Raw genomic sequence first — 11,074 nt, forward strand, 5'->3', positions numbered from 1 at the left:
GGGCACGCCTGCCCGGGGTGGTCGGAGGCCGACCTGTCGGGCTACTTGCCCGGCGTACCCGCGGGAGCGCCGTGGCCGTCCGGCCCACGGTCGCCGCCCGGCCCACGGTGGCCGCCGCCGGGGCCAGGGAAGACGCCGGCCTCGACGGCCTTGGTGATGGCGTCGGCCTGCTCCTGGGTGAGCTTGCCGTCCTTGACCGCCTGGTCCAGCCGCTCCTTGAGCGCGGCCTGCCGGTCCTCGGCGGACGGGCGCGCCGGACGATCGGCGGGCCGGTGCTGCTCGCGGACCTTCTCCAGCGCGGCGGTCACCTTGTCGGTGGGGACACCCAGCTCCTTGGCGAGCGCCTCGGCGAACTCACCCTGCCGGTCCGCCTTCGCTCCGGGAGCGGTGGCGGTGCTGGCGCTCGGGGTCGGCGTCGGGGTGCCCGCGGCGAACGCGATCGTCGGGGCGGCGATCCCCACGCCGAGGACGCCCGCGGTGGCCAGGCCGGCCAGCAGGTGCTTCCTACGGATGGTGCGGGACATGCTGTCCTCCAGAAAGTCGGTGATGCGGCAATGTCGTCACCGACAGTGACGGCTGATTCTGGGCGCGACCCGTGGCGACCCTGTCAGCGAGCTGAAAATCGAGCAGCGGGCTGCCCGTCGAGCAGCGGGCAGCCGATCGAGGCGGTGCGCGGGGAAATCGGTTGTGTCGTCGTTGGTCAGGCGGTCAGGGTTGGTGGTCGCCAATGGAGGGACACCTCGAGATGACCGTCGAGATTCGGGAGATTCCTCTCACCGGGTCGGACACCGGCCCGTACGGCATCACGGTTGGGCCCGACGGCGCGTTGTGGCTGACGCTGGTCCAGGCCGGCGGGATCGCCCGCCTGGGGCCCGACGGCGAGACGGAGTCTGGGCAGCCCTGGAGATCGGCGCAGTAGCCCACCTGACCCCACCCCCACCCCCTGACCCCGGTGATCAAGAGGTTTGCGTCACGATCCGGCCCGAAAATGACCCAAACCTCTTGATCACCGGGGTGGGAAGCGGGCGGGAGGCGGCGGGAGGGTGGGAGGCGGGGCTAGCGGACGGCGGGGGTGGCCGTCAGGGTTCCGGTGTCGGTGTCCAGGGTTGCGGTGGTGCCTACCGGGACGGTCAGCTGGTCGGGGCCGTGGCCGATGGGGAGGCCGCCGAGGACCGGTACGCCCAGGTCGCCGAGGCGTTCGGTGAGGACGTCGACGATCGTGGTCTCCCAGCCGTCGCCGCAGTCGGAGAACTGCCCGACCGCCACACCGGCCAGCCCGTCCAACGCTCCGGCGCGGCGCAGGTGGGTGAGCATCCGGTCGACCTTGTACGGGGGCTCCTGCACGTCCTCGATCAACAGCACGGCACCGGTCAGATCGGGCAGGTCCGGAGTGCCGATCGACGCGGCGATCAGGCACAGGTTGCCGCCCAGCAGGGTGCCGGTGGCGCGACCCGGCACCCGTACGCCGAAGGTCTCCTCGGTGGGCACCGCCTCGACGGTCACCGGCTCGGTGGTCATCAGCGCCGCGTGCAGGGACTCGGCGGAGCGCAGCGACGTCCGCTCGTCCCGCCAGGCGGCCCCCGGGCCGTGCACCCCGGCCAGCCGGGCGCCCCGCCACAGGGCGAGCTGCAACGCGGTGATGTCCGAGAAGCCGGCCACCACCTTCGGGTCGCGGCGGACGGCGGCCATGTCGATGGCGTCCACGATCCGCTGGGCGCCGTACCCGCCCCGGGTGCAGATCACGCCGCGCACCTGCGGGTCGGCGAACGCCGCGTTCAGGTCGGCGGCCCGCAGGTCGTCGGTGCCGGCGAGGTAGCCGTGGCGTGCGTACGCGTTCGGCGCCGGCACCGGCCGCAGGCCCCACCCGGTGAGCAACTCCATCCCCCGGGCGACCCGCTCCGGCGAGGTCGGCCCGGACGGTGACACCAGCAGCACCGTGTCCCCGGGGCGCAGGACGGGTGGGCGGACGACTGCCGAATCCTCGTTGATCACAACCGCAGAGCCTAACGACACCGCGGAGCCTGACGAGCAGCGAACGCCGGCCGTCGACGCCGGTGCACGCGCCGGCCAGCAACCCCGGTGCGCGGCGGGGGGGATCCGAGTGGCGGGGCGTGGCGCTGCGGGACGTACCGGCTAGCCTCGACGCGTGGCAACCGCGCTGGTGATCGAGAACGACCCGACGGACGACGCACGCCGGTTGGGTGAGTGGCTGACCGAGGCTGGGCTGGAGCTGTGGGTGGTCCGCCCGCACGCCGGCGACGAGCTCCCCGCCGACCTGGAGGGGTACGCGGCGCTGGTGGTGCTCGGCGGCGACCAGCAGGCGTACCCGCTGCCGGACGGCTCGCCCGGCGCACCCTGGTTCCCGGCGGTGGAGGGGCTGCTGCGCAAGGCGGTCCGGTACCGCGTGCCCACCCTGGCCGTCTGCCTGGGCGCGCAGCTGCTCGCCACCGCGCACGCCGGGCTGGTCGAGCGGAGCCCGTCCGGGCCGGAGATCGGCCCCGGCGTGGTCGGTCGGCGTGACGCCGCGGAGGGCGACCCGCTGTTCCGGTACGTGCCGCTGATCCCGGACGTGCTCCAGTGGCACTCCGACGAGATCACCGAGCTGCCCCGGGGCGCCACCCTGCTGGCGGCCTCCACCCGGTATCCGCACCAGGCGTTCCGGCTCGGCGACCGGGCCTGGGGGCTGCAGTTCCACATCGAGTGCGACACCGCGATGATCGCCGACTGGGCCACCGACTCGGCCCAGCTCGCGGAGCTGGGCTACGACCCGGAGCTGGTCGTGGCGGCCTGCGACTCGGTGATGGTCGACGTCGAGGAGGTCTGGCAGCCGTTCGCCGCCCGGTTCGCGGCGCTGGCCCTCGGCGAGCTGGACGACAGCACGACGCGGCGGGGCCTGCCGCTGCTCGGGCACTGATGAGCCGGCCGACGAGGGCGCCGGGCCGGCTCGCCCGCTACGGCTTCGGCGTCGCCGAGGGCGACGGCGGAGCCCGCGCCGCCGACCTGCTCGGCCCGGACGGGTTGGGCCTCTGGCAGCCGGTCGAGCAGGAGCCGGTCGACGAGCCGGCCAGGGAGCTGCTCGCCGCGCTGTCCCGCGCCGCCGACCCGGATCTGGCGCTGCGCCAACTGCACCGCATCGTCGAGGCCGAACGGCGCATCAGCGGCGACGGCGCGCCTGGCGGCAGCGGCGCGAGCTCGCCGCTGATCGCGGAGCTGCTCGCCGACCCTGGGCTGCGGCGTCGACTGATCGCCGTCCTGGGCGCGTCGTCGGCGCTCGGTGATCATCTGGTGGCCAACCCGGAGCACTGTCTGGCGCTGCGCACCGCCCCGGACGGGCTCGCGCCGATCGCCGAGGGTCGACTGGAACCGGCCGGCGACGGCAACCCCGTGGCGGTGCTGCGGACCGCGTACCGGCTGGCGTTGCTGCGGATCGCGGCGGCCGACCTCACCGGCGGCCGGGCCCTGGAGCAGACCATGGCGGCGCTGTCCGCGCTGGCCGACGCGACGCTTGCCGCGGCGTACGAGATCGCCGTCGACGAGCTGGCGGAGGGCACCGAGCGACCCCGGCTGGCCGTGGTGGCGATGGGCAAGTGCGGCGGCGGTGAACTGAACTACGTCTCCGACGTGGACGTGATCTTCGTGGCGGCCGAGGACGGCGACCTGCCCGCCGCGACCCTGGTGGCGACCCGGCTGATCCACATCTGCGGGCTTGTCGCCTGGCCGGTGGACGCCGCGCTGCGGCCCGAGGGCAACCGCGGCCCGCTGGTGCGCACCCTCGCCAGCCACCTGGCCTACTACCGGCGGTGGGCGCGCACCTGGGAGTTCCAGGCGTTGCTCAAGGCCCGTCCGGCCGCCGGGGACCTGCCGCTGGCCCAGGAGTGGATCGACCAGCTCGCCCCGCTGGTGTGGCGGGCCGCCGAACGACCCGAGGCGGTCGAGGACGTCCGTGCGATGCGCCGCCGGATCATCGACAACATCCCGCCGAAGGAGCTGGAACGCGAGATCAAACGCGGTCCCGGCGGGCTGCGCGACATCGAGTTCGCCGTCCAGCTCCTGCAACTGGTGCACGGTCGCGGCGACGAGACGCTGCGGGCGCCGGGCACCATCCCGGCGCTGCGTGCGCTGGTCGCGGGTGGCTACGTCGGCCGCGCCGACGGCGAGTCGCTGCTGCGCGGCTACCGCTTCCTGCGCAGCGTCGAGCACCGGCTCCAGTTGCAGGCCCTGCGGCGTACGCACACCGTGCCCACCGAGCCGTCCGCGCTGCGCTGGCTGGCCGCCGCGCTGGGTTTCACGGCCACGCCGGGACGCAACGCCGTGGAGAGCTTCCGGGCCGAGTGGGTCACCCACGCCACCGAGGTACGCCGGCTGCACGCCAAGCTGCTCTACCGGCCGCTGCTGGAGTCGGTGGCCCGGGTGCCGGCCGACGGGCTGCGGCTCACTCCGGAGGCCGCCCGGCACCGGTTGGAGATCCTCGGCTTCGCCGACCCGGCCGGGGCGCTGCGGCACCTCCAGGCGCTCACCGGCGGGGTGAGCCGTACCGCGGCCATCCAGCGGACCCTGCTCCCGGTGCTGCTCAGCGAGTTCGCCGACGCGCCGGAGCCGGACCGGGGGCTGCTCAACTACCGCAAGGTCTCCGACAAGCTGGGCAGCACCCCCTGGTACCTGCGGCTGCTGCGCGACGGCGGTCCCGTCGCCCGGCGGCTGGCCCGGGTCCTGGCCCTCTCCCGGTACGTCGCCGACCTGCTCGCCCGCGATCCGGAGGCGCTGCGGCTGCTGGCAGAGGAGAACGAGTTGGCGCCGCGCCCACGGGCGGTGCTGCGGGAAGGCTTCCTGGCGGCGGCGGCCCGCCACACCGACCCGGTCGAGGCGACCCGCGCGGTGCGGGCGCTGCGCCGCCGGGAACTGGTCCGCGTGGCGTGCGCCGACGTGCTCTGTCGCGCCGGCGCGCTCGCCCCGACCCCGACCCGGCCGGACGGCACGACGCGGCCCGCCGTCGGCCTGGCCGACATCACCGAGGTCGGCACGGCGCTCTCCGACGTCACCGACGCCACTCTCGCCGCCGCGCTGCGCGCCGCCCGGGCCAGCCAGCCGGCGCCGGCCGGGCTGCGGTTCGCGGTGATCGGGATGGGCCGGCTGGGCGGGTACGAGTCGAACTACCTCTCCGACGCCGACGTGCTCTTCGTCTACGACCCGCCCGCCGACAGCGGCGAGAGCGCGGCCAGCGCCGCCGCGCACGCGATCGCCGAGGAGCTGCGGCGACTGCTCGGGGTGCCCGCCCCCGACCCGCCGCTCGGTGTCGACGCCGACCTGCGTCCGGAGGGCCGGCAGGGTCCGCTGGTGCGCAGCCTCGCCGCGTACGCGCAGTACTACGCCCGCTGGTCGCGGGTGTGGGAGGCGCAGGCGCTGCTGCGTGCCCGGTTCGTCTGCGGCGACGCCGACCTGGGCGCCGAGTTCGAGGCGATGATCGAGCCGGTGCGCTACCCGGCCGAGGGGCTGACCCGCGAGCAGATCGTTGAGATCCGCCGGATCAAGGCCCGGGTGGAGACCGAGCGGCTGCCGCGCGGCGCCGACCCGGCCACCCACACCAAGCTGGGCCGGGGCGGGCTGGCCGACGTGGAGTGGGCGGTCCAGCTCGTCCAGCTCCGGCACGCCGGAGCGATCCCGGAGCTGCGCGGCACGCGTACCCTCGATGCCCTCGCGGCCGCCGAGCGGGCCGGCCTGATCGACCCGGCGGACGCCGCGGAGATGGCCGCCGGCTGGTCCCTGGCCGCGCAGGTCCGCAACGCGTTGATGCTGGTCCGGGGCCGCGCCGGTGACCAACTGCCCCGGCACGGGGTGGAGTTGGCCGGGGTGGTGCGGCTGCTCGGCCGCGACGACCCGGGGGAGTTCCTCGACGAGTACCTGCGCACCGGCCGGCGCTCCCGCGCCGCCGCGCAGCGGGTGCTGGAGGCGTAGCGCCGGTCAACTGCCGACGGTGTACTCGCCGGCGTGGGGAACGGTGACGACGCTCCAGACCCCGTCGGCGGAGACGGTGGCGCCACCGGACGCGGCCAGCCAGCGGCTGTAGCGGACGCGGACCGCGACCGGGCCGGCGGTCGGGGCCCGGAAGGTCAGCGCCGCGCCGTCGGCGCGGACCAGTTCAGCGGGCGCGGCGACCAGCGGCGTCGGGTCGGCCACCGCCCAGACCCGCCAGTGCGCGCCGGACCAGACCGGCGTCAGGTACGGCAGGCCGCCCTCGACCAGCTCCGCCTCGGCCCGTCCCACCCAGGACAGCGGGGCGTCCGGCACCGCCACGTACTGCACGGCGTTCTTCGCCAGCCAGGCCCGGTAGCTCTCCCGGGTCAGCGGCACGCCGGTGCCGGTCGCGCCGGGCACGGTGGTGAAGAACAGCGGGTTTCGGTCGATGTCGGCCTGCCGCAGCCAGCCCCGGGCCAGTGGCACCTCGCCGAGGCGGGCCGCCTCCCAGTAGTTGCGCGTCGGCGGCACCTCGACCCGGCCGGTGAGCCGCTGCCCGGCCAGGAACGCGCGCAGCGGCGCGTGGTAGCCGGGCGCGCTGGTCGGGTCGCCGATGCCGCGCAGGTCGGCGGGGACCACCGGCGGCTGCCACCCGCAGACGGCCACCAGCAGCGCGGTCAGGCCCACGGCACCCAGCAGGCGGGCACGCCGCGACCGCTCGGGCGTCGCGGTGCTGGGCGGCGCGGCGTCGGGCCGGGCGGCATTGGGCGGCGCGGGGCGGTCGGCGTGCCGGCGGGCGAGGCGGGCGGTGAGCCAGGCTGGTGGCCGGGCGGCGGCGGCCAGCACCGGCAGCGCGAACATCGTCGCCAGCCGGGTCGCGTTCAACCCCACCGGGGTGTGGACCAGCGCGGCGGCGAGCACCCCGGCGGCGGCGAGGAGCGCGCCGACCCGCACCGGCCGGTACGCCACCAGCGCCGCCACCACCAGGCTGGTCACCACCGCGCGCAGGGTGTCGGTGCGGCTGATGTTCATCCAGCCGCCGTCGCCGAAGAGCAGCGCGGTCGCGGCCAGCGGCACGGCCGCCGCGACAGCGAGTGTCAGACCGTCGGCGTAGCGGCGGGTGAGCAGCAGCGCCACGCCCGCCAGGCCGACGAACAGGCCCGCCACCGGGCTCGTCGCCGACGCCAGCAGCGCGCCGACCGCGGCGAGCGCGAGCCGCCGACGCGGGGGTACGCCCCGAGTCAGCGCCAGCAGCGCGGCCAGCCCGAACGCCACCCCCAGGGCGTACGTCACCCGGCCGGAGACCAGGTTGCCGGTCAGCGTGACCACGCCGACCAGGCTGCCCAGCAGCGGTCGGGGCACCGGGCTGCGGACCAGCAGCGCGGCCAGCGCGGCGGCCGACGCCACCAGCGCCAGCGCACCGGTCACCCGCACGCCGAGCAGGGCCATCACCGGCTGGGACACGAGGCTGTAGCCGAACTGCTGCACCCCGCCGTACCAGCGCAGATCGATCGGTGTCAGGCCGTGGGCGGCGAAGAAGTCCGCCCGGGCGACCTGTGCGGCGAGGTCCGAGCCCATCAGCGGCAGGGCCAGCCAGAGCGCGCCGAGCACGACTGCGGAACCGGTGGCCACCGCCACCACCCGACTGCGCCGCATGCCCACCTCCGTACCGCGACAACCGTACTGGCAGCATGTCCGGCGTGCCTCACCACCTCGCGCGCTGGACCGGACTGGCCGGATCGGCGTTGCTCGCCGTCGCCGCGTTCCTCGGCGGCGCCCTGCCCGGGTCACCCCTGCGCCCCACCCCGGTCAGCATCTGGCAGGGCCCGAACGGGCCGCTGGTCCTCGCCGCCTGGCTGGTCGGCACCGCGCTGCTGGCGTACGCCTGGTGGTCGCTGCGCGAGCGCGTGCCGTCGACCCGCTGGGCGCTGGTCACCGTCGGGCTCTGGCTGCTGCCGGTGCTGATCGCGCCGCCGCTGGCCAGCCGCGACGTCTACGCGTACGCCTGCCAGGGCGCCAGCTACGCCGCTGGGATCAACCCGTACGAGCAGGGGGTGTCCGCGCTGCCCTGCCCCTGGCTGGACACCATCTCCTACATCTGGCGCGACACGCCGGCGCCGTACGGGCCGCTGTTCGTGGTGCTCGCCGGCGCGGTGGTCAAGGCCACCGGCTCGCTGACCGGCGCGATCGTGGTGTTCCGGCTGATCGCCGTGGCCGGGGTGGCGCTGACTGCGGCCAGCCTGCCGGTGCTGGCCCGTCGCGCCGGCGTACCGGCTCCCCGGGCGGTCTGGCTGACGCTCGGCTGCCCGCTGGTCGCCGTGCACCTGGTCTCCGGCGCGCACAACGACGCCCTGATGGTCGGCCTGCTGGTCGCCGGGCTCGCGGTGATCGCCTCGCGGCCCGGCCGCCCCGGTCCGCTGCTCGCCGGTGGCGCGCTGCTCGGGCTGGCCGCCGCGATCAAGGTGACGGCGCTGGTCGTGGTGCCGTTCGCGGCGCTGGCGGCGATCGTCGGCGGGTACTCGATCCGCGCGCTGATCCGCCACGGCGGCTGGGTCGTCGGCGGCGCGGTCGCCGTCGTGGTCGGGGTGACCTTCGCCGCCGGACTGGACTTCGGCTGGGTCGGCGGCCTGGCCCGAGGCGGCGACGTGATCGCCTGGACGTCGCCGTCCACGGCGGTCGGCCAGACCGTCGGCTACCTGGCGGTGCCCTTCGGCGGGCACCTCGACGCCCTGCCGGTCACCCGGGGGATCGGCATGGCCGTGCTGGCGCTGCTGCTGGTGTGGCTGTGGTTGCGGGCCCGCACCCGGGAGCCGCTGTGGCACGCCGCCCTGGCGCTGGCCGCCACGGTCGCCCTCGCGCCGCTGTTCCACCCCTGGTACTGGATCTGGCCGCTGGCCGTGCTCGCGGCCACCGCCCGGCGTACCGGATGGTTCACGGTGGTCGCGCTGGTCGCGTCGTTCCTGGTGCTGCCCGACGGCACCGGGCTGCCCCGGTTCACCAAGTCGGTCGGGGCGCCGCTGATGACGCTGTTGGTGATCGTGCTGGTCATCCGGTTGGTACGGTCGGCTCGGGCGGCCCGTCAGCCGGTCGCCGCCGACTGAGGGACGGTGCGCCGGTAACCACTCCCGGCGCACCGCCGCCGCTCTACGGTCTTTCGATGGCCCGTTTTGCCCGGTATGCCGGCCTGGTCGGCGCGATCCTGCTCACCGTTGCCGGGTATCTCGGCGGGGCGCTGCCCGACGCCCCGCTCGGCGCGACACCGGCGTCGATCTGGCGAGCCCCGCACGGCCCGGCGACGCTGACCTGCTGGCTCATCGGCACGGCGCTGCTGGTCGGCGCCTGGTGGTCACTGCGCGCCGGTGCGCCGTCGAGCCGGTGGGCGTACGTCACCGCCGGGCTGTGGGCCCTCCCGCTGCTGGTCGCGCCGCCGCTGGGCAGCCGGGACGTCTACTCGTACGCCTGCCAGGGCTGGACGTACGCGCACGGCGTCGACCCGTACGCGGTTCCGGTGGCGGCGGCCGGCTGCCCGTGGCTGGAGACGGTGGCGCCGATCTGGCGGGACACGCCTGCTCCGTACGGGCCGGTCTTCGTGCTGCTCGCGGCGTTCGCGGTGGGCGTCGGTGGTGGCCTCACCGGCACGATCGTGGCGCTGCGGGTCATCGCCGTGGCGGGCCTGCTCCTGGCGGCGTACTGCCTGCCCGGCCTGGCGCGGGCGGCCGGCGTGCCGACCCGGCGAGCGGCCTGGTTGGCGCTGGCCGCGCCGGTGGTCGGCGTGCACCTGGTGGCCGGGGCGCACAACGACGCCGTGATGCTCGGGCTGCTGCTGTGCGGGCTGCTGGTGGTGGTCCGCCGGCCGGGCCGGCCCGCGGCGCTGCTGCTCGCCGGCGTGCTGCTCGGCCTGGCGGTCACGGTGAAGGCCACCGCCGTGGTGGTCGCCCCGTTCGCCGCGCTGGCCGCGGTGCACGGCCGGCACACCGTACGCGCGCTGCTGCGCGACGGCGGCTGGCTGGCCGGCGGGCTGCTGGCCGCGCTGCTGGTCACCTCGGCCCTGTCCGGCCTCGGCTTCGGCTGGGTGGGCGGGCTGACCCGCAGCGGAGACTCCGAGCAGTGGACGTCGCCGCCCACCGCCGTCGGCCTGGTGGTGGACTACGCCGGCGCGCTGGTCGGGCGGGACCCGCAGGCGGTGCCGGTGACCCGCGCGGTCGCGTTGGTGCTGCTCGCGGTCGTGCTCCTGGTGCTGTGGTGGCGCGCCTGGCGAGAACTGCGGGCTGGCCCGCCCGGAGCGCCGCCGCGAGAGCTGCGGGCAGATGATCGCGATCCGAGCGGCGTGGACAGGCCGGCGGCCGGCTCGGCGCGGTGCCGTGCGGCACTGCACGGCGCGGGCCTCGCACTGGTCGCCACCGTCGTCCTGGCCCCGGTCTTCCACCCCTGGTACGCGACCTGGCCGCTGGCGCTGCTCGCGCTCACCTCCGCCCGGACCACGTGGTTCGCGCTGCCGGTGGCGGTCGCGGCCTTCCTGGTCCTGCCCGACGGCACCAACCTGGCCCGCTTCACCAAGGCCCCCGGCGCCCTGGCGATGACCGTCCTGCTCCTCTTCCTGCTCCTTCGGGTGCGGGAGCGGGTGCGGCGGAACGGACCGGAGCGCCGGCCACGTTCCTGACAATCGGTCCGACGTGCAAGATCGTGCTCGAACGTGGATGTAGTGGCTTCTGGCGCGATCGAGACCACTACACCCAGGATCGAGCACGATCTTGGCGCGGCGCGGCGCGGCGCGGCGCGGCGCGGTCAGCGGTGGGCGCTCGGCGCGGCGGGCCGGGCCAGCCGGGTGCGTACGGCAAGTGCCACCGGCAGCAGGGCGGGACCGACCAGGCCGACCACTGCCGCCGTCGCGGCGAGCGTCGTCCAGTTCGGGGGGAACGCGGCCGGCATGCCGTCCGCGGCCCCGGCCAGCGGTTCCAGGGCCAGCAGGCCCACCGGGGTGAGCAGGATCAACAGGGCCCAGCCGCCCCGGTGGCGGTCACGAAACGGGCCGGGGGGGGGGGGGGGGGGGGGGGGGGGGGGGGGGCGGCGGGGGGGGGGGGGGGGGCGGCGAGGGGGGGCGGAGTAGAAACGGAAATAAACT

At 75.9% G+C, this 11,074-nt stretch carries 9 protein-coding genes; 5 read left to right on the forward strand and 4 right to left on the reverse strand.

The features are described 5' to 3' along the window. Nucleotides 1-41 precede the first annotated feature (41 nt). Nucleotides 42-524 carry a hypothetical protein gene (locus ACFYPR_RS10325; RefSeq protein ID WP_354862339.1) on the reverse strand — a complete coding sequence of 161 codons (483 nt, stop codon included), beginning with the start codon at nt 522-524 and terminating at the stop codon, nt 42-44. Nucleotides 525-745: 221 nt separating this feature from the next. Between ACFYPR_RS10325 and ACFYPR_RS10330 the strand changes: the two genes are divergently transcribed. Continuing rightward, complete coding sequence (locus tag ACFYPR_RS10330; protein ID WP_355064328.1) at nt 746-919, forward strand: hypothetical protein; 174 nt, start codon at nt 746-748, stop codon at nt 917-919. 137 nt (nt 920-1,056) lie between these two features. On the opposite strand, the gene ACFYPR_RS10335 is transcribed toward ACFYPR_RS10330, so the two are convergent. After that, nucleotides 1,057-1,992, reverse strand: a complete 936-nt coding sequence (locus ACFYPR_RS10335) for an LD-carboxypeptidase (protein WP_354862343.1) — start codon at nt 1,990-1,992, stop codon at nt 1,057-1,059. Nucleotides 1,993-2,146: 154 nt separating this feature from the next. Here ACFYPR_RS10335 and ACFYPR_RS10340 point away from each other — a divergent pair, with 154 nt between their 5' ends. Then, nucleotides 2,147-2,914, forward strand: coding sequence for a type 1 glutamine amidotransferase (locus ACFYPR_RS10340; RefSeq protein ID WP_354862345.1), 768 nt, complete (start codon nt 2,147-2,149; stop codon nt 2,912-2,914). After that, on the forward strand, nt 2,914-5,952 hold the full coding sequence (locus ACFYPR_RS10345) for a bifunctional [glutamine synthetase] adenylyltransferase/[glutamine synthetase]-adenylyl-L-tyrosine phosphorylase (RefSeq protein ID WP_387259508.1): 3,039 nt from the start codon (nt 2,914-2,916) through the stop codon (nt 5,950-5,952). Before ACFYPR_RS10340 ends, ACFYPR_RS10345 begins: the two co-directional genes overlap by 1 nt. A gap of 6 nt (nt 5,953-5,958) precedes the next feature. Here ACFYPR_RS10345 and ACFYPR_RS10350 read toward each other — a convergent pair whose 3' ends face one another. Next, nucleotides 5,959-7,608, reverse strand: a complete 1,650-nt coding sequence (locus ACFYPR_RS10350) for a hypothetical protein (RefSeq protein ID WP_387259511.1) — start codon at nt 7,606-7,608, stop codon at nt 5,959-5,961. Nucleotides 7,609-7,652: 44 nt separating this feature from the next. Here ACFYPR_RS10350 and mptB (ACFYPR_RS10355) point away from each other — a divergent pair, with 44 nt between their 5' ends. Both mptB (ACFYPR_RS10355) and mptB (ACFYPR_RS10360) read left to right on the forward strand, forming a co-directional pair. Next, nucleotides 7,653-9,053 carry a polyprenol phosphomannose-dependent alpha 1,6 mannosyltransferase MptB gene (gene mptB / locus ACFYPR_RS10355; protein ID WP_387259513.1) on the forward strand — a complete coding sequence of 467 codons (1,401 nt, stop codon included), beginning with the start codon at nt 7,653-7,655 and terminating at the stop codon, nt 9,051-9,053. Between the two features lie 56 nt (nt 9,054-9,109). Beyond that, nucleotides 9,110-10,612: a polyprenol phosphomannose-dependent alpha 1,6 mannosyltransferase MptB gene (gene mptB / locus ACFYPR_RS10360; protein ID WP_387259515.1), complete on the forward strand. Its 1,503-nt coding sequence runs from the start codon at nt 9,110-9,112 to the stop codon at nt 10,610-10,612. Between the two features lie 125 nt (nt 10,613-10,737). Here the strand turns inward: mptB (ACFYPR_RS10360) and ACFYPR_RS10365 are convergent, their stop codons facing one another. Beyond that, the gene (locus ACFYPR_RS10365) at nt 10,738-10,944 is read right to left on the reverse strand and encodes a hypothetical protein (RefSeq protein WP_355069021.1); all 207 of its coding nucleotides are present in this window, start codon (nt 10,942-10,944) and stop codon (nt 10,738-10,740) included. Nucleotides 10,945-11,074: the final 130 nt, after the last annotated feature.

This window comes from Micromonospora sp. NPDC005254 (assembly GCF_042872525.1).
In the GTDB taxonomy this organism is placed as follows: domain Bacteria; phylum Actinomycetota; class Actinomycetes; order Mycobacteriales; family Micromonosporaceae; genus Micromonospora.

Coding starts and splice junctions, on each gene's coding strand:
- mptB (WP_387259515.1), top strand. CDS start 9,110: ATGGCCCGTTTTGCCCGGTATGCCGGCCTGGTCGGCGCGATCCTGCTC.
- ACFYPR_RS10345 (WP_387259508.1), top strand. CDS start 2,914: ATGAGCCGGCCGACGAGGGCGCCGGGCCGGCTCGCCCGCTACGGCTTC.
- ACFYPR_RS10330 (WP_355064328.1), top strand. CDS start 746: ATGACCGTCGAGATTCGGGAGATTCCTCTCACCGGGTCGGACACCGGC.
- ACFYPR_RS10325 (WP_354862339.1), bottom strand. CDS start 524: ATGTCCCGCACCATCCGTAGGAAGCACCTGCTGGCCGGCCTGGCCACC.
- ACFYPR_RS10350 (WP_387259511.1), bottom strand. CDS start 7,608: ATGCGGCGCAGTCGGGTGGTGGCGGTGGCCACCGGTTCCGCAGTCGTG.